This is a genomic window from Veillonella sp. (assembly GCF_018364065.1).
Lineage (GTDB): Bacteria > Bacillota > Negativicutes > Veillonellales > Veillonellaceae > Veillonella_A.
The window spans coordinates 1-19,157 of sequence record NZ_JAGZMO010000003.1; the positions used below are offsets into that span (position 1 = coordinate 1).

16 protein-coding genes and 1 rRNA gene are annotated in these 19,157 nt (G+C 40.4%); 8 read left to right on the top strand and 9 right to left on the bottom strand.

All coding sequences use genetic code 11. The features are described 5' to 3' along the window. From rrf to KHZ77_RS03560, 7 genes are all read left to right on the top strand, one after another. Window positions 1-96: ribosomal RNA gene (gene rrf, locus KHZ77_RS03530) — 5S ribosomal RNA — on the top strand; the annotation flags it as partial. A 502-nt stretch (window positions 97-598) separates the two neighbouring features. Next, window positions 599-1,348 carry a type I 3-dehydroquinate dehydratase gene (gene aroD, locus KHZ77_RS03535; protein WP_295195790.1) on the top strand — a complete coding sequence of 250 codons (750 nt, stop codon included), beginning with the start codon at window positions 599-601 and terminating at the stop codon, window positions 1,346-1,348. A 63-nt stretch (window positions 1,349-1,411) separates the two neighbouring features. Beyond that, window positions 1,412-2,677, top strand: coding sequence for a nickel-dependent lactate racemase (larA, locus tag KHZ77_RS03540; RefSeq protein ID WP_295195792.1), 1,266 nt, complete (start codon window positions 1,412-1,414; stop codon window positions 2,675-2,677). Window positions 2,678-3,125: 448 nt separating this feature from the next. Further along, the gene (locus KHZ77_RS03545) at window positions 3,126-4,406 is read left to right on the top strand and encodes an FAD-dependent oxidoreductase (protein ID WP_295195794.1); all 1,281 of its coding nucleotides are present in this window, start codon (window positions 3,126-3,128) and stop codon (window positions 4,404-4,406) included. Continuing rightward, complete coding sequence (locus KHZ77_RS03550; protein WP_295195796.1) at window positions 4,403-4,684, top strand: ferredoxin family protein; 282 nt, start codon at window positions 4,403-4,405, stop codon at window positions 4,682-4,684. The genes KHZ77_RS03545 and KHZ77_RS03550 overlap by 4 nt, the downstream gene beginning before the upstream one ends. A 14-nt stretch (window positions 4,685-4,698) precedes the next feature. Further along, the gene (locus KHZ77_RS03555; protein ID WP_295195798.1) at window positions 4,699-5,499 is read left to right on the top strand and encodes an electron transfer flavoprotein subunit beta/FixA family protein; all 801 of its coding nucleotides are present in this window, start codon (window positions 4,699-4,701) and stop codon (window positions 5,497-5,499) included. A gap of 14 nt (window positions 5,500-5,513) precedes the next feature. Continuing rightward, on the top strand, window positions 5,514-6,527 hold the full coding sequence (locus KHZ77_RS03560) for an electron transfer flavoprotein subunit alpha/FixB family protein (protein ID WP_295196298.1): 1,014 nt from the start codon (window positions 5,514-5,516) through the stop codon (window positions 6,525-6,527). 79 nt (window positions 6,528-6,606) lie between these two features. Here KHZ77_RS03560 and KHZ77_RS03565 read toward each other — a convergent pair whose 3' ends face one another. The 4 genes from KHZ77_RS03565 to KHZ77_RS03580 all read right to left on the bottom strand — a co-directional run bounded on the left by KHZ77_RS03565 (window position 6,607) and on the right by KHZ77_RS03580 (window position 9,922). Continuing rightward, on the bottom strand, window positions 6,607-7,470 hold the full coding sequence (locus KHZ77_RS03565) for a type II restriction endonuclease (RefSeq protein WP_295195800.1): 864 nt from the start codon (window positions 7,468-7,470) through the stop codon (window positions 6,607-6,609). Beyond that, window positions 7,460-8,263 carry a DNA methyltransferase gene (locus KHZ77_RS03570; protein ID WP_295195802.1) on the bottom strand — a complete coding sequence of 268 codons (804 nt, stop codon included), beginning with the start codon at window positions 8,261-8,263 and terminating at the stop codon, window positions 7,460-7,462. Before KHZ77_RS03570 ends, KHZ77_RS03565 begins: the two co-directional genes overlap by 11 nt. Before the next feature lie 11 nt (window positions 8,264-8,274). Beyond that, complete coding sequence (locus KHZ77_RS03575; protein ID WP_295195804.1) at window positions 8,275-9,108, bottom strand: Dam family site-specific DNA-(adenine-N6)-methyltransferase; 834 nt, start codon at window positions 9,106-9,108, stop codon at window positions 8,275-8,277. 91 nt (window positions 9,109-9,199) lie between these two features. Then, on the bottom strand, window positions 9,200-9,922 hold the full coding sequence (locus KHZ77_RS03580; RefSeq protein ID WP_295196300.1) for a DNA methyltransferase: 723 nt from the start codon (window positions 9,920-9,922) through the stop codon (window positions 9,200-9,202). 215 nt (window positions 9,923-10,137) lie between these two features. On the opposite strand from KHZ77_RS03580, the gene KHZ77_RS03585 reads away from it, so the two are divergent. Next, window positions 10,138-10,674: a hypothetical protein gene (locus KHZ77_RS03585; protein ID WP_295195806.1), complete on the top strand. Its 537-nt coding sequence runs from the start codon at window positions 10,138-10,140 to the stop codon at window positions 10,672-10,674. A 93-nt stretch (window positions 10,675-10,767) separates the two neighbouring features. On the opposite strand, the gene KHZ77_RS03590 is transcribed toward KHZ77_RS03585, so the two are convergent. The 5 genes from KHZ77_RS03590 to aroB all read right to left on the bottom strand — a co-directional run bounded on the left by KHZ77_RS03590 (window position 10,768) and on the right by aroB (window position 19,140). Further along, window positions 10,768-13,431 carry a YadA-like family protein gene (locus tag KHZ77_RS03590; protein ID WP_295195808.1) on the bottom strand — a complete coding sequence of 888 codons (2,664 nt, stop codon included), beginning with the start codon at window positions 13,429-13,431 and terminating at the stop codon, window positions 10,768-10,770. A gap of 655 nt (window positions 13,432-14,086) precedes the next feature. Continuing rightward, entirely contained in the window at window positions 14,087-15,373 is a 1,287-nt protein-coding gene (locus tag KHZ77_RS03595; RefSeq protein WP_295195809.1) for a shikimate kinase, read from the bottom strand. A 2-nt stretch (window positions 15,374-15,375) separates the two neighbouring features. Next, on the bottom strand, window positions 15,376-16,485 hold the full coding sequence (aroC, locus tag KHZ77_RS03600; RefSeq protein ID WP_295195811.1) for a chorismate synthase: 1,110 nt from the start codon (window positions 16,483-16,485) through the stop codon (window positions 15,376-15,378). Then, window positions 16,475-17,977 (bottom strand): 3-phosphoshikimate 1-carboxyvinyltransferase, encoded by a 1,503-nt coding sequence (locus KHZ77_RS03605; protein ID WP_295195813.1) that lies wholly within the window; start codon window positions 17,975-17,977, stop codon window positions 16,475-16,477. The genes aroC and KHZ77_RS03605 overlap by 11 nt, the downstream gene beginning before the upstream one ends. A 104-nt stretch (window positions 17,978-18,081) precedes the next feature. Beyond that, window positions 18,082-19,140, bottom strand: a complete 1,059-nt coding sequence (gene aroB / locus KHZ77_RS03610) for a 3-dehydroquinate synthase (RefSeq protein ID WP_295195815.1) — start codon at window positions 19,138-19,140, stop codon at window positions 18,082-18,084. Window positions 19,141-19,157: the final 17 nt, after the last annotated feature.

Genomic DNA, 19,157 nt, shown 5'->3' on the forward strand with positions numbered 1-19,157 from the left:
GCTCCACCTGTTCCCATCTCGAACACAGTAGTTAAGCTCGTAAACGCCGAAAGTACTTGGCTGGAAGCGGCCCGGAAGGATAGGAAGTTGCTGATTGATTAAAAGAAAAGGTCATACCCGAATGGGTATGGCCTTTTTCTTTTATTGACGAGCTACTCCGTATCTCGTCAGGCTGATTCCAGCCAACTTACCACGATGTGCCAACAATGGAAAAAGTACAATAGCGGCCAGGGATAAGTAGTGAGCCCTATTTGAAGGAGCAGTGCGACGCACAAATAGGTGCGAATCTCTTAGCTCATGGCGTAAGATTTCGCGAAGCGAAATCCACAGCCACTGAGCAGGAAGTTGCAAAGCAATTTGGATCTTAGTGTATACTATGATGAATTAATGTAGCGAGCGAAGCAAGGCGGTGAGCCGAGAGGCCTTTTTCTTTTATTGATGAGTTACCCCGTATCTCGTCAGGCTGCTTCATCCAACGCTACAAACTGCCCGTATACTAAATAATATTAGTATTAATTCCATAAATAAGGTATAGTAAATTAAAGATACTATTACGAGATTTATTTATTCTTATAGATTAGGGAATGAGAGGGTATAAATGGTAAGTATTGGTCCGGTTGTTTTAGGGGATGGGCGAACGAAGATATGTGTGCCTCTTGTTGGCAAGACTGTAGAGGCTTTGCTTGAGGAATGTAAGTATTTGCTTGATAAGCCCTTTGATGTGGCAGAGTTACGTATAGACTACTTTGATGGTAATGACTCGATTGAAAAGATACTTGGATTATTGGCCCAACTTCGACCTAAGCTTAATAATAATAAAGGTTTGCTTTTTACATGGCGCACGAAGAATGAAGGTGGCGAAGCGGAAATAATATCTAAAGATTATTTTTCACTATTAGAGGCAGTGATTCTTTCCCGCTATGCAGACGCTATTGATATAGAGTATTTCTTTGATCAAGAGGCTATGAAAAATACGGTTAAATTAGCCAAAGAGCATGGTGTAACTGTGGTGATGAGTAATCATGACTTTGATAAGACGCCGGCCGCTGAGGAGATTATAGAACGTCTTGTAGGTATGAAAAAGGCCGGCGCTGATATTGCTAAATTGGCCTGTATGCCTAATACACCTGAAGATGTACTTACATTATTAGGAGCTACAGAAATGGTTAAGAGGCAGTATCCGGATGAACCTATTATTACTATGTCCATGGGTAAATTAGGGATTGTTAGTCGAATTTGCGGAAGTGTTTTCGGTAATGCCATGACATTTGGTGCTGCAAAACAGGCGTCTGCGCCCGGACAGATAGAAGTGACTAAACTTAATGATATATTAAAGGTCATTGATTAATAAAAATTGATTAAAAAAAGACGATTTTTATTAATGTAAGGAATAATGTAAGGAGGTTATGGTATGAAGACATACTCATTTCATTATGGCGATGGTTTCATTGATTTTTTCTTGGATGAAAAACGTGTTATCGGGGATTTGCACATGGCGGAGACACCGGTGCTTCCTGATCCGGAGAGTGCCATTTTAGAGGCGTTGGACAATCCGATTGACTCTAAACCGTTGCGTGAGTTGATTAAAGCCGGTGAAACGGTGGCAATTATTGCTAATGATACGACGCGCCTTGCCAATACACACGTATTTATGCCCCTTCTCATCAATTATTTGAACGAAATAGGCGTCGCTGATGACCATATTAAAATTGTGTTCGCTTTAGGTACTCATCGAGACATGACACCGGACGAAATGGCTAAGGAAGTAAGTCCTGAAGTTGCTAAGCGGATTACGCTCATTAACTCCAATGCAAAAAAATCTGAGGATTTCGTGTACATAGGAACCACTTCTTTCGGCACGCCGGTGGAATTAAATCGCCACGTGGTAGAGGCGGATCATATCATTTGTACCGGCTCTGTAGTACATCATTTCTTTGCAGGTTTTGGCGGCGGTCGCAAGGCAATTTTACCTGGCGTAGCGTCGTACGAAACGATTCGCAAGAATCATAGTTTAATGCTGGATGACCGCGCTGCTATTGGTGAATTGGAAGGCAATCCGATTTACGATGATCAGATGGAAGGTGTAGCTCTTTGCCCACCGACATTCCTGTTAAATGTAGTATTGAATGGTGAAAAAGAATTTACCGGTGTTTTTGCAGGTAATTATATTACTGCACATAAAGCGGCCTGTGACTTTGTAAATAAACAGAATGGCGTGCCAATTACAGTATTGGCGCCGATTGTTATTGCCTCAACCGGCGGTTATCCGAAGGATATTAATATTTACCAGATGCAAAAGACAATGGATAATGCAGTAAAAGCGGTGGCACCGGGCGGTGTGATTATTCTATTGGCCGAATGCCGCGAAGGTTCGGGCTCTGCTATTTTCGATGAAACTGTACATACGCATCATTCCATTCAATCCATTGAAGAATATGTACGTCAGGATTTCCAAATTGGTCGACATAAAGCCTATGCAGTAACACGTTTGATGAAGCGTGCTGATTTTATGTTATTGTCTGCGTTACCGGATGATTACGCGAAGGAAGCTTTCTTTACACCGGTACATTCCGTAGAAGAAGCATTAAAAATTGCTGATGAAAAACTAGGCGCTGATGCACCAATTATCCTCATGCCACATGGATCGTATACAGTTCCTTTATTAATGAAAGAGTGAATTCAAATAAAGTCCCGGCATGGACAAAAGTTGTCCATATAAAAATGAAATGGATGCATGAATTCAGTAGGAATGCTTTTTTTAGACTGTGAGAGTCTAAGAAGGACAAATTGGTCTAAAACATATTATAAATTTACTATTATTAAAAAACATAAACTAGGGACAGGTTCTGACCTGTCCCTTATTTTATGCTCAAATGGCGTAACTATAGAATATATCAATACATGATAAGAAGGTATTTCTATTATCCACTTCGAATATATTATAATGTAAGCAGAATCTTTCTGTAAAAATGAACATATCTGTGCAGTTTACCGTAAAAAGTAAGCTTACAGGTTCAAAATTATATGAAAATGGTTGCATTAACTTGTTTATTCGTTGGATTGTTAATAATGTGATTGTTTTTATAAAGGTAATGGTTTCTTTCTACATTCTAAGGAGAGTAAGCATGGAACGATTTGAAGCAATTGTCGTAGGTGGCGGTATGGCAGGCGCAGCTGCTGCTTATCGAATGGCCAAAGCTGGCGTCAAAGTGCTCTTAATAGAGCGCGGTAGTTATGGTGGAGCTAAGAATATGACCGGCGGTCGTATTTATACGCACTCACTGGAAGAATTAATGCCCGATTTTCGGACGAAAGCCCCATTGGAACGATTTGTAACAAAAGAACGAATTTCTATTTTAGAGGGCGGTAAGGCGACAACGGTAGAGTATGAAGCTAAACCGAGTGAAGCGAAGGATGAATCGTATGTTGTGCTTCGCTCCAAATTTGATAAATGGATGGTAGACGAAGCAGCTAAAGCGGGTGCTGTAGTGGTTAACCGCGTTCAGGTAACTGATTTGCTAATGTCCGGCGGTAAAGTAACCGGCGTACGTTGTGGCAAAGATACTATGGAAGCGGATGTAGTTATCTTGGCGGATGGCGTTAACTCCCTGTTGGCTGAACGCGCAGGTCTTCGTAAACCAATCACAGTTCATGACGTAGCAGTCAGTGCAAAAGAAGTATATACCTTTAATAAAGGCGTTTTAGAAGATCGTTTGGGCCTTACAGGTAACGAAGGTTTATCCTGGTTGTTTATGGGTGATATTACTCACGGCCTCATGGGCGGCGGTTTCATATATACTAATAAAGACAGCCTGTCCCTTGGCATTGTAGTTGGCTTAGAACACATTGGCGAATCCGATGCAACCATTGAAGACATGATGAATGAATTTATGGCTTATCCGACGGTGGCACGTCTGATTAAAGGCGGTAAATTAGTAGAACGCAGTGGTCATATGGTTCCTGAATCCGGTTATAAATCTGTCAGCACATTGAGTGGTGACGGTTTTGCCATTGTAGGCGATGCGGCCGGTTTCTGTATCAATATGGGTTATACTGTGCGCGGTATGGACTTTGCCATTGCATCCGGTATGTACGCCGCTGATGCAGTAATCAAGGCAAAACAATTGAATGACTTCTCCGCCGGAGCTATGCGTTATTATGACATTTTAATTAATAACAGTTTCGTTGGAAAAGATATGAAACATTATCGTTATTTCCCTGAATTCCTTAATAATCCACGTATCTTCAAAAAATATCCTGGCATGGTTAACGGTATTATGCATGATGTATTTACAGTTAACGGTGAAGGTGCCAAGTCGCTCGTGCCTAAGCTTATTAAGCGCGTAAACGGCGTAGGGCTTATTAACTTGGCCGTGGATATGCTTAAAGGAGGTCGTGCTCTATGAGTAATTTAGAAGAAAAATTAGGCGTTAATAAATACTATGTAAATGAAGGTCATCCTCATATTGAAATCATTCATGACTATCCGGACATGAAGGAAAAGATGAAGCTTGTAAATGCCTGTCCTGTTGGTCTGTATACTCTTAATGATGACGGCACATTGGCATTTGATTACGCAGGTTGTGTAGAATGCGGTACATGCCGCGTGCTCTGCGGACATACAATTGTGACTAAATGGGAATACCCTGATGACACAAAGGGCATTGAATTTCGTCAAGGTTAATAGGGAGGCAAATTATGGAATTACTGGTATGTATTAAGCAGGTGCCGGATACATCAGAAATTAAGTTAGATCCTGAAACAAATACATTGATTCGTACAGGTTTACCAAGTATCGTAAATCCCTTTGACATGAATGCGTTGGAAGCGGCGTTAAAGGTGAAAGACTTACATCCCGGTACTCGTGTATCCGTTATTACCATGGGGCCGCCACAGGCGCAGGTAGCATTGCGTGAATGTGTATCCTTAGGTGCTGATGAAGCATATCTGATTACAGACCGTGCCTTTGCCGGGGCCGATACATTGGCCACCAGTTATACAATTGCGAAGGCCATTGAAAAGGTGCAGCAAGATCAAGGGAAACCGTTCGACATGATTTTCTGCGGCAAACAGGCTATCGATGGTGATACGGCTCAGGTTGGTCCGCAAATTGCGGAAGAATTGGGAATTCCACAAGTAACTTACGTATGTGATATTAAAGTGGAAGACGGCTATGTGCGCACGCATCGTGAGCACGAAGAAGGCTTTGAAGTACTCGACACAGATATGCCGCTTCTTATTACGGCCGTGAAAGCGCTCAATGAACCGCGCTATCCAACCTTATTAAACTCTATCCGCGCATTTAACTATGAAATTAAACAAATTACAGCTAAGGATATGGAAACGGATCCGACTCGTTTAGGTCTTAAAGGGTCGCCAACGCGAGTTCGTAAAGTATACAGTCCTCCTATGCGTTCTGCAGGCACTATGTTGACGAATGGTGCGGCTGAATCAGTGACTACCATTGTAGATGTGTTGACTAAGCGAGAGCTGTTGTAAGAGCGTAAGGAGGGATTCACGTGTTTGAAGATTACAAAGGTGTATATGTAATTGCTGACTGCTTCAATGGCCAAGTGCGTAAAGTAACCTATGAACTTATCGGTCAGGCGCGCCTGATTGCGGATCAGCTTAATGAAGACGTACATACATTGATTTTAGGTGAAAGTGTTGCGCAGGAAGCACAGAGTCTGGTGGAATACGGTTCTGATTTTGTGCATGTTTTTGAACATCCGCTTCTCGCTCGCTATACAACTGACGGATATACAAAGGTTATTACCGATTTCTTTGCCCATAATAAACCAAACGTTATCCTCATTGGTGCCACTAATGACGGCCGTGACTTGGCTCCGCGTATTTCGGGTCGCATGAAAAACGGCGTTGTTGCGGACTGTACGATTTTATCTGTTAACGAAGCGGATCGCTTGGTTGACTGGACAAGACCGGCTTTGGGCGGTAACATTTTGGCGGAAATTATTTGTCCGGAACATCGTCCACAGATGGGCTCCGTTCGACCTAATGTATTTAAAATGCCGGAACGCGATACATCTCGAAAAGGCACGATTACGAAGGAAGATGTGGCGCTGGATATAAAAGATATTCGCAATCGTTTCGTAGAAATGATTAATATTGATAAAAACGACATCAATATTGAAGAAGCAGAAATCATTGTGGCCGGCGGCCGCGGTGTAGGTAATCCGGCAAACTTTAAAAAGCTTGAAGAATTGGCGGAAGTGCTTGGCGGTGTTGTAGGCGTTACTCGTCCAATCGTAGAAAAAGGTTGGTATGAATTGGGTCGACAAATCGGTCAGACCGGTAAAACAATCGCCCCTAAACTGTACATTGCCTTCGGTATTTCCGGTGCTATTCAGCATACAGCAGGTATTACAGGTTCTGATTTAATCATCGCCGTTAACAATGATCCAGAAGCGTCCATCTTCAAAGTATGTGACTATGGCATCGTTGGAGACTGCATGGAAGTAGCCGATGAAATGATTAAGAAATTTAAAGCGGCTAAGGCTGGAGCATAAAGCATTAAGAAATAGTATAATAGAAAAGACCGCAAGAACTATGTTCTTGCGGTTTTTCTTATAATAATATCATTTTAAGCTAAATAAAAAGTTTATTCATAATGCCCTTTTCCATATCATCAATGCTATATATGTTATCCATAACATCAAAGGTTTCTCTAAGATTTTCTTTTGCACTTTTCCAACCGATACCATCTGTAAACCAAACAAATGTAAATCCATCTATTGTATCAGCTTCTTGAGAAATCATCTTATAGCTTCTAGCTGTTTCATTTAATTTTGAACCATTTGAGCCATAGAAGTTGGTCTCTATCGCATAAATCATTGAATCTGTTTTAATTACGTAGTCAAATCGCTTTGCAGCTTTTCCTTTATTAGAGAGGGCAGATAAATCTATATTCCATTTTCTTTCAATTGCTCTTAAATACATTTCCTTAAAGTACGATTTATTTTTTATGAATCCGGCATCTATAATAAAAGTTTCTACTAAATCTTCCATTAGATGGCCACCTCTATTTTTTCGGCCATTTGAGTCGAGACCGGTTTCAATACCTAATGCGTAGTCAACTAAGTTATTTACAATATGGTTTTCTAGCATATCAAATAATCCAGTTTTTCGCATAAATTCTTTATACTGAGAAACATTGTAATTCTTGGTTTTAAAATTATAGCAAAAATCACCATCTTCATCTCGTGCATATATTTCATTGCTTCTTACAGCTAAAAGCAATGGAATACATCGTAATGTCTCGGGATATCTGCTGATAATGAGCTCAAATTCATCTTCAATATTTGGGGAATTAATGAGGGAATTTAAGATATTTAATTCGACTTTTACTTTTTCAACATTTTTTATGACCTTATTAAAGTCAATATAATAATTATAGTTAGCAATACTTGGCCTAAAATTTCCCAACCACTCGTCAAAATCTCTATACCCCATTATTTTCCCACTCCAATCTTTGTTTAGTAATTGTTAAATAGTCAAGATTCAAATCGATTCCAATAAAGTTTCGGTTATAGCGATTAGCTACTACTCCTGTTGTACCAGATCCACAAAATGGATCTAATACAGTATTGTTAAGTTCCGTTGAAGATAAAATAATTTGCTCTAACAGATATTCCGGTTTTTGAGTTGGGTGTTTTCCTGCCTTTTTTTCAGATTGTTTAGTAAGGCTACCTGTCCAAACATCTTTCATTTGCTTTCCACCATTTTTTTCTTTCATTAATTCGTAATTGAAATAATGACGTGATTTTTTATCAGCTTTTTGTGCCCATAATATTGTTTCCGTAGAGTGTGTGAAACATCTACAAGCAAGATTAGGAGGAGGATTTGTTTTTTGCCAAGTAATATTATTAATTATTTTATATCCTTCTTGTTCAAGTGCCATACCTATAGAATAAATATTATGGAGTGTTCCAGAAATCCATATGCTCCCATTAGGTTTTAATATGCGTTTACATTGTCGTATCCATCGACGATTAAATTTGTGTTTATCAGCGATAGATGTTATATTACCATCAATTTTATCCCAAAGCCCTTTATTAACAGACACCATTTTGCCACCTTGGCATGTAATACCATCATTACTTAAGAAGTATGGTGGATCTGCAAAAATCATATCTATACTTTCTGGTTTGAATTTTGAGAGTAGTTTAAGTGAATCCCCATGAATAAGTTGAGCATTGTTGCTCTCATAAAAGTATGGTTGCTTTTTACTCAATAGTCGATTCAAAACATTACCTCCTAGTAATTACAGATGATTACTTCTTCTCCTGTTCGTTTTGAGGAATCTGAATTAATAGATCTTTTAACGCTAATAACATCAATTTTATATCCTTTATTACCATATAATTCATTGATAAACTGAGTATTATGATTGGTAAGCATACAATAACATCCTTTAGCAGTGAGTTTATCGAAGAGTTTAGCTAATCGCGTATGACTTTCTATATCAAAGCCTTCCTTTGTATACGACTCAAAAGAAGTGGGATTTAAAGGGGCATAAGGACTATCGAAGAAAATAAAATCATCTTTTTTGGCATTGCTACAAGCATCTTCAAAGTCACCTTGCAAAATAGTGACATTTTTTAAAAAGTTTGAGACGAGAAGAATTGACTCTATATCAATAGAGCTTCTTTTACTATTATTATATGGTACGTTAAATAGCCCTTTACCATTGACACGATAAAGGCCATTAAAGCAGTGTTTATTTATAAAAACAAACAATGCTGCGAGTTCAATATCAAATTCACTTTTCATTAACTTGTCATTATAGTGATCTCTTAAGGCGTAGTAATACTCTTTTCCATCTTCTAGGATATTCGAATCTAATTTTTGAACTGATTGAATGAACTCGTTAGGAGAACTCTCTATAATTCTATATGTATTGATTAATGCTTTGTTTATATCATTGATGATTGCTTTTTGGGGTTGTAACTCAAATAAAACCGCGCCACCACCTATAAAAGGTTCATAATAGCTATTATATGAGTGAGGCAGTCTTTCTAATATTTTATCGAGCAATTGTCTTTTCCCACCAGCCCATTTAACAAATGGCACTATCTTTTTATTCGTCATTTTTGCTCCTCTTTCTATACTGGCTATCTTTTTAATTATACGAGATTGAGTCGCTTAATACAATAATTCTTAGTCGAGGTGTAATTAATTATTATTTATAAAAAACAAAAATATACTCATGGGCTAACATTAAAAAATTTTTATTTAATAACTCCCATTTTTTACTACCTCTACAATGATGTTGTTCTTTAATAATAATTTCTTTTAAACTAAAGCCTGAATTCATGAATATATTTAATGTTTTAAACCCTAATGGAATTACATTTCCATTTTTTCGTATATCGCCAATCATAACCGCACAAAATTTGTTTTTCTTCAAAACTCTATAGGACTCTAAGGCAACACTGTTTAATGCAGTTAAAAAATCATTTAGATTTAATAATGAAATATCATTTTCAATATTGTGACTATATTTAATAATATTAGCATAAGGTGGATGGGTACATATAAAGTCAATTTTGTTATCTTGAATAAAGGATAAATTTGTAGCATCACCATGGCGTAAAAAGATTTTTGACTTAGATTGGAATTTAAAGGTAAGGTTTTTTTTAGAACGGTTAAGTGCTTGATGATTAATATCTATGCCAATAGCATTACGATTAAGTAACTTAGCCTCAATCAATGTAGTGCCGCTTCCTAGAAACTGATCTAATACCCACTCGCCTTGCTTAGAGTATCGAAGGATTAAATTTCTTGGAATATAAGGAGACCAATTTCCTCGATATTGTCCTGAATGTGTAGCCCATCTACCTCTATTGGGAAATGACCAGAGTGTTGTTTGCTCCGGATAAAAAACGGTAGGTCTTAATTCTATTTGTTACACCTCCTTTATATGTGTATTTATCTAAATCATACTATTGAATAATTTAAAAGTCTACCTTGAAATTCACTGATATTATTTCGAGCGAGGTGTTAATGAATGAAAAAATACTGTATAATTAATCGATAGAATAGTTAAAGCTTGGAGGAAAATTAGAGTTTAAACTCTAAAGCTAGTTAAAGTGATTTATTGGGGAGGGGAATAAAAAAATGGCAAGAAAGCCTAATAGATTTGGTGGTGGAGCTAATACTAATTTTAATGGTCTTCGTTTCGAACGAGATACATCTCTAAATGATGCATTAGAAGAAAAAGGATATATAGTTACATCAGAGCATCAAGTATTATATAATGGCTATCAAATTGGATTATCTGTTAATAAATATAACTTTTATACTGTTTTTTTGGAAATGCATGGGATAGATTACAAAGAATATAATTCAAAAAGATGGCTTCCTGATGAATGCTTTGTGAATTTTATAAATCGTACTGTTTATATAATCGAAAAAAAATATCAAGATAAAGCAGGTTCTACAGACGTAAAACCTGCTAACTGTGATTTTATGAAGAAAGAGTATGAAAAGTTATGCAATCCTATAAATTTTTATGTTGAATATATTTTTATTTTCAACGACTGGTTTAAAAATAAAGCTAATGAAGAGTACAGGGATATGCTAAATTATATTAAATCTGTAAATTGTAAATATTATTTTAATACTATTCCTTTTGAAGCTATAGGACTAGGTTAATTCATTATATAAATGGAGGGTAACAATTAGTAAGCAATATAATAGTTAATAAAATAAAAGGAGCCTATTTATAAGGCTCCTTTTATTAATCTGCTATTTAGCAATGGCTGCTTCTAGTTTAGCTAAGCGAGCTTTTAATTCGTCATTGTCAGCTTGTAAGGAAGCAATGTTCTTATCTTGTGCTTCTAATTTATTAGCCATTTCGGTCTTACTCATATTGTTATATGGGGAAGATTCGCCGAATTTGAAGGAAATGCCTGCATTATACATGTTATCGTTATTACCTACAGCAGTAGCAAAGTTGAACATAATGTCGTTGTTAGGACGATAGAATGCACCGACAGCAGCGGCTGTTTCGCTCTTATAAGCGCCCATGCCAACGGCAAAGGTCAATTTTTCATTAGAATCAAAATCTAATGGATGTAAAGCGGCTAATGCAGCAGCACCGGCAGCCACTTTGTTCAAATCAGTGCCCAAGCGGGAAATTTGTTCATTGTTGTTCATAGTTTCAGAAGCCACGCTATCGATAGATTTTTGTAAATCATCGCGAACAGTTACTACCTGGTTAACAGTAGCGGCATCATGAGAGCCGGATACTAATTCAGATTCGCCCACATTTTTAATAACCTGGTTATTGGCGTTAATACCTTCGTTGGTAATGTAAGTATTACCACCAACGGAAATGCTATTTTCAACTTTAAGGTCTTTATTCAAGGATAGGCTGAAATCATTTTTGCCGTTTTCTTTAACTTGGATGTTGCCGTCACCGGTAATTTTAGTTGGTGTTACCATGCTGTTAACCTGACCCAAAGCGTCTTTTAATTGGCCTTCCGTAGCGGCACGGTCAGCTTGGAAATTATCTGGATTCCAAGTTGTGTTAGTAAGACCGGTTATAGTGCTGGAACCGTCTTTAGTGCCAATCGAAATATCACCAACTTTAATGGTATCACCAAGACTTACTTTAAGACCTTTAGTTGGATCATTGGAATCAACCTGGTCAACTTTAACACCGGTAGTTTCATCACCCACAACATTTAAAGTGCCCTTGCCGTTAACAATGTTTTTAATGGAATTGTCGATATTGTCTACACGGTCTGTAAGATTGGTAATCTTAGTTGTATTGTCTGCAATATTTTTAGTGTTATTGTCGATTTGATCGATTGTATCTTTATTCAAATCTACAACTACAGCATTTTTATCTGCATTATAAGTAACAGCAGTTTTAGTACCATCGGCAAAGTTTACAATGCCGTTTTTACCGATAACATTTGCTTTAATACCATTTACCTGTAATTCCCAAGCACCGGCTTTGCTTAAATCTTCATCAGTAATACCTAAAACAGTTTTCCAGTTGTTAATGTTAGTGTCACCGGTCAAGTTGCTGGCATCAACCTTAACAAAAGTGTCATCTAATGTATTAGTAATGCCATCTTTGTTGAGGGAGTATGTGATCTTATTACCATCAATAGCCGCACTAATATTGTCATCTCCGGCAAAGGTAATAGTAGGTGCTGTATCACCACCAAGAGCGATATTCGTTGTAGTACCGCCAACAGCCACATTAAAACCGGCTTGTAATTTAGTGATATTGTCACCGTTAGTTGTAGTTGTTGTATCAATCGTGCTTACTTTGTTGGCAACAGTTTTTAACTGAGCAACGTTAACCGCATCCGTGTCTTCCGTACCGGCTGCCACGTTGATAATCTGACGAGTTTTGTCATTAGCACCTACGCTAACAGCACCATAGGTGGATTTGTAGGTGGATAAGAAAGAATCCTTGGCTATTACAGCAGATTCACTAATGCCCTTATCTTTTTCATAAGCTCTCAAAGTATTGATAGCTGTAGTTTTTGCTGCATCTAATTCTTTTAATTTTGTATAATCCTCTTGACGATCAGCTTCAGTCGCATAAGTTTTAGCTGTCATTGTAGCTACTTGATCATCATAAGCTTTCAATTTTGTAACATAATCTTTGCGTAAATCTTGCCATCCTTTATAGGTATCTTCTGAAATATTACTATAAAATTTATTTACACCATTAATGACAGTTTGATTACCGGTTGCATTTGCCAAGGCTATATCAGATGCCATAGTGTCAGGATTTGTAGATAAAGTTGTGTTCCACTCATCATTTAACGGTACATATCCATAAAAACCGGAAGCACGATTAGCATAGGAATATTGACCTAAAGCGACTCCGCCGCCACGATAAGGGTCATAAGCCGCACTGCCTGTAGTGGCTCCACTACCAAGTGCTACCCCACCATATAATGCATTAGAAGAATTACCGACAGCTGTACCAATACGGAAAGACTTTGCGCTGGAGCCAATAGCCATACCATTAATAGCAGAGGCGTTATTACCAATAGCCATGGCAGAATCCGCCTGAGTAACATCAGTAAATTTATCACTTACATTCCATTTAGAAGAGCTTGCATTATTACCGATAGCGATACCACCTACTGCACGTGAATCAATACCTATTACAGTAGACTTAGAGGAGCTATAGTTGTTGTAGCCCACTGAAACAGCACCAACTAAAGCTTTATTGAGTCTGCCTACAGCGATACCACCGTAGTCTCCCCAACTGGTTGCATTGTTACCTATGCCTATTGCCGTTGCCTGGTTAGTAGCATAGTTATCAAATCCAATAGTAGTAGTCAATGTCTTATCTGTTGTATAAACTTTATTCGGATGAGTTGTTCCCTCAGCAGTTAAATCAAGGTGTTCTGCCGAAACCACGGATACTCCGCTCATAAGTGCTAATACGGTAGCTGTGACGGCTACTGACGATTTTTTTAAACTTTTTTTTGTAATTATAGTTTTGCTGCTCATACTATACTACACTCCTATACTTCTCTTTTGATACAAATGGCGTAATGCTTCTTTACAAAGTAATGTTTCTTGCCATAGAGACATTACTAGCTTCATTGTTTATTCATTGAATATATAATAGACTTATAAAGTATATTTTGCAATATTTTTTATGGCACTTATTTAAGTTTAATACTTACTTTAGTACATACAAAATGAGTTGGTTAAGGACTGGTTTTAATAGTCATAGTAAGATGACCTGATGACTATAATTTTGTTTATAAAAAAATCTACCAAATTACTAAAATCTGATAACAGTGTAATCAGGAGTAATTCGGTAGATTTTTTAACTTATATTTCATTTTTCTTATAGAAGTTTGCATTAATTTTACAAAAACTTTACAAAACTTATTTGTGAGATATGTATATATAAACTGATTAGTGATTTTAATATATACATCTGACAGATTAATTTGAAAAATATATGATTTATGCAAAATGCATAATCAGAGCAAGCTTATAGGATTAAGGCTTTAATTATATGCAGCTAAAATGTCAATTATATAGTTAAACTTTAATTTCATAATTGAGGTTCTAATTAAATCTTATAATGATCGTTGTATTCATCAGCAATCTGCTGCGCCCCGTCTTCCGGTGTTACATAGTCCACTTCGCATTGTGCGAAGTGTTCGTATAATGGTTTACGCACTTTGTATAGGTTTTGCAAACGCTCTAAACCACCGTTGGATAAGACACGGTTTTCTGTATCGAGAATTTCTAAAGGTCGCTTTAACCAGTAGAGTCGGCCATTCTGACGGAGTAGTGCATAGTTTTCAGGTCTTGTGATGACACCGCCGCCTGTGGCGATGATGAGGCCCGTTTCTTTGCTCATGTCCCGCAATATAGCAGTTTCTTTGTCGCGGAAGTCAGGCTCACCGTGAGTGGAGATATATTTGGATGGGTGACCGTGGCGCTCTTCAAAGATAGCGTCGCAATCGACGAGAGGTCGGTTTAATAAGGCGGCTAATTTGCGACCTACCGTCGTCTTACCTACACCGGGCATGCCGATGAGGATGATGTTTTCCTGTTTATAGCGAATTTGCTGAATTAATTGTTCAATTTCTTCATCAGAAAAATCTTTATTTTGAAATAGCCGGGCAGAACCTACAGCTTGCCCTACCAACATTGGCAGACCGTCAGTGGTGATGAGGCCTCGCTCTTCTGCGTCGATGAGCAGTGCCGTACGATAAGGATTATAAATCACATCGACTACGGCTTCCAGATTTGGAAAATCGTCTAAGTTAACTAACTGTTCCGGACAGTTCGGATACATGCCTACAGGTGTTGTATTCACTAGAATCTGAGAGCCTTTGCCTACAACTGGCGCGTCTTTATATAAAGGCTCTGTTTTTCGAGATAAATGGACGATTTCTCGAGCGCCTAGATCCTCTAAGGCCATATGGGCCATGTGCGCTGTAGCGCCATCGCCAAGGATTACCACTTTTTTATCGGATACGGAGATGCCGGCGCGTTTTACCATGTAAATGAATCCTTCGTAATCTGTATTATGGCCGTACCAACCGTCTTTGCGGCGAACCATGGTGTTCACGCCGCCCATTCGTCGGGCGATGTCAGACACTTCGGCACAGGCTTGGTAGGCTGTCTGTTTATATGGAATTGTTACATTCAATCCTTGAAGCACCGGATCAGCGAAGAAGTTGTCCAACTCGTTTGGTTCTCGTTCGAATAAGCTGTATACCTCATTGCCCAGGGATTTATGAATTAAGGGCGAGTAGCTGTGGCCTAATGTTTTTCCTAACAGACCGAAAGAAGCGGTATGTTGTCCATTCTTGGGTGGTTCCTGATTGTGTGGTTCCGTGCTCATCATTATCGCTCCTTTTTATCCGGTAAGGTTTCATAGTGAGGTAATAGTAAATCTAGTAAAACTAAGGCTGTGACTGCTTCGACAATCGGCACGGCACGTACGGCGATGCATGGATCGTGGCGGCCCTTAATTTGTAAATCTACATTGCTTTTTTCAGAAAAACTAATACTTTTTTGATGCAGTGAAATGGAAGCGGTTGGCTTTAAGGCAACTTGTACTACTAATGGCATGCCGTTAGTGATGCCGCCCTGGATACCACCGCTGTTATTACTGGTTGTGTGAATGCCCGCTTCGTCGATGCGGAATGGATCATTTTGCTGAGCCCCGGTTTCGGTAACGCCGTCAAAGCCACTGCCGAAGGAAATGCCTTTTACGCCGGGAATACCGAAAATGGCACGGGCTATGCGGTTTTCCACACCGTCAAAGTTTGGATTGCCGATGCCTACAGGCATGCCGGTGGCGAATACTTCTACGATGCCGCCGGTGGAGTTGCCGTTTTGGCGCAACTCGTCGATGTAGGTAATGGCGTTAAGGCGAGACTGATTGTCTACCATGGCCAAGGTTTCAAAACCTACCTCATGAATAGCATCCATTGGTGGATTTACATAGTCCATAGGGGCGTCTTTTATATGACCGATTTGGCGCAGATGGGCACCTACGCGAATACCTTTGGCCGCCAGTAATTGAATGGCGATGCCGCCGGCGCAGCAAAGTGGTGCCGTCAAACGAGCGGAGAAGTGACCGCCGCCGCGAAGGTCAACGTAGTCGCCGTAGCGGACGCGGGCCGTGTAATCGGCGTGAGACGGACGAGGTACATCGCGCAAGTTATTGTAGTCAGCGGAGCGCTGATTGGTATTTTCAATATAAAAAGCCAGTGGCGAACCGCTGAGTCGGTCGTTTACGAGGCCGGCCATGAAAACCGGTGTGTCCGGTTCTTTACGCTGTGTGGCAATGAGACTTTGTCCCGGTGCACGGCGTTTCATAAAACGTGTTAATTCTTCTATATTAACGGACGCGCCGCATGGTAAGCCGTCTACTACGGCGCCGATGGCGTGACCGTGTGATGCACCGAATACGGATACATTTAGATCTTTACCGAAATTAGAGCTCATGAGCATTGCCTCCTAATTGGTTCCAGTGTTCGAAAAATAAAGGATAGGATTTGGTAATTGCCTCGCTGTCTTTAAGTTGTACATCGTTACGGCTGATTAGAGCCATTAACGTGCCGGCCATGACGAGGCGATGGTCGTTGCAACAGTCACCGGTGCCACCTTCGAGGCTACCGGTTCCTTCAATATATAGATTATCGCCTACGCAATATGCGTGACCGCCCAGGTCGTTGACCAGATTGGTTACGGCTACAAGGCGGTCCGATTCTTTAAGACGGAGGCGTTCGCCGTTTATAAATTCGCTTTTACCTTCAATGCCACAGGCGAGAGCGGCCAATACAGGGAGTAGGTCGGGCATTTGCTCCAAGTCTACATGAAGTGGCTTTGTTGCTTTGCCGGTGCATAGTAAGTCAGCGATGGTATGTTGCGATGTCGCGTTTAGATTATTCTTAGGCTTGTGATTCGCGTCTTTTTCAGGTACGGCGTTTACCCACTCAACAGTGGCACCGGACTGACGAACTACATCAATGATGCGGCGGTCCGCCTGTACAGAATCGGCAGCCAGGCAGGTAACAGTAAGTGGTTGGCCGGTTAAAGCGGCGCCCACAAGCCAGATGGCACTGTTCGACCAATCTCCTTCAATGGCATAATCCGTTTGGCCTACATACTGTGCCAGAAGAGGAACGGAAAAGCCGTCGCCTTTCGTGTTCACCGTTACGCCGAAATCTTTCATTACTTTGATGGTAAGATTTACATAATCTCGCGATTGAAGCGGAGTGGTGCTCTCTATTGTAACAGCAGTTGCTTGATCGGAAGATGCTACTGTATTTACAAGGCCTGCGGACTTCGAGTAATCTATATCTTCGCTCTTCATATAGGGAGCGGCTAATAAAAGGCCGGAGAAAAATTGACTGCTTATATGGCCGGCCAATTCGAAGTGGCCTCCTTGTAAATGACCGCTCATGGTAAATGGTGGTTTTGGTGCGGAAAAGGAAACTCCATGGGCCTCCATTTGGCTTTTTAACGGTTCTAATGGACGGTCCGGTAAACGGCCTGCTGCGGTTACGTGCACATCGGATGCGATGGCGGCGCCTACAGGAAGAAGGAGACGCAAGGTAGTACCTGACTCGTGCGCATCAATATACGGTGCCGTTTGAGCAGAGGTGCCGGATGCCGATGTAGTTGTGGAACCTGATGCGGGCACGGAAGTTGAAGCCGATGCTGTTTCAGTTGCAGTTTCAGTTTCAGTTGCAGGTGCAACCGAAACTTGATGACCAATTGGCTGCACAGTTACGCCGGTGGCTGTTTTTTCTATTTGAGCGCCTAGACCCCGCAAGGAATTGATGGTCGCATCAATATCTTTGGAGTAGTGGGCAATGCGCAATGTGGATGGTGTAGTGCTCAGGGCCGCCGCAATGAGCGCACGGTGAGCATGTGCTTTAGCGGGAATGGCCCCGATTGTACCGGTCGGTACAGAATTAGTAATACGATGCATGAAGACCTCCTTGCGGAATATATGGACAGTTCTATGCGAACGGATGGAATCAGACTATATGGCTATATATATTATTTTATATCTCATATTTTATACCTCATATTTTATACTTCAAGGTATTGAGGCAGTTCGCTGTGAGGCACGGTAACGAGCTCGCAGTGTCCCCAGCGGTCGGGACGAACGATAGTAATGGTTTGTCCGTGACTCTTTTTATCGTGTAAGGCGGCTTCACATAAAATATCCGCTGTAATGTCGGTTGTAGTCGGCAAGTGATGTGTCTTTAAGATGTTGAGGAAGCGTTCACATTCAGTTGGTTGAATAAAACCTTCTTTGACTGCACTACGCATCATAATGGCCATACCGATAGCGACGGCGTGACCGTGATGAATGGTAAAATGACTGGCCATTTCAATGCCATGCCCGAACGTGTGCCCAAAGTTTAACAGCTGGCGCAAGCCTTTTTCCAACTCGTCCTGACTGACTACAGCAGCTTTCGCTTTTACACAGAAGGAAATGATGCGGCTCACATAGGCTTGGCTGGAGGCTGTAAGCGGTGCTTTTTCCAACATGTCCAGCAGCTCCGGATAGCCCAGCATGCCGTATTTTATAACTTCGCCGCAACCATTGTTAAATTCTTCGTCCGGCAGAGTGGTGAGCGCTTGCGGATCGCACAACACTAGGATTGGTTGCTTGAAGGCGCCCCACAGATTCTTGCCGGCGCTGAGATTGACGGCTGTTTTGCCGCCTACGGAGGAATCGACAGCAGCCAACAGGCTTGTAGGCATTTGAATGTAGTCGATACCGCGCAAATATGTGGCGGCTGCAAAGCCGGCCATGTCCCCTACGACACCGCCGCCAAGAGCGATGAGTAAATCTCGACGTGTGAGTGATTTGCCGGCCAGAAATTCAACTAAATCAATCAGTTGATGTGAGTTTTTCTGCGCTTCACCGTTCGGGAAAATATATTCATGTACAGTATAACCTACATTTGTGAGAGCCTCTTTTACCGGTTGCAGATAAAGCGGTGCCACCTTATCGTCGCTCACGATGACTACGGAGCACGGTTTCTTGACTTCTTCTACATAGGGTGCCACATTGAGGAGTGCGCCCTGTTTTATAATTACTTCATAGGGTGTGGATGCTTCAATGGTAATCCGTTCCATTATAAATCCTTTCTGTT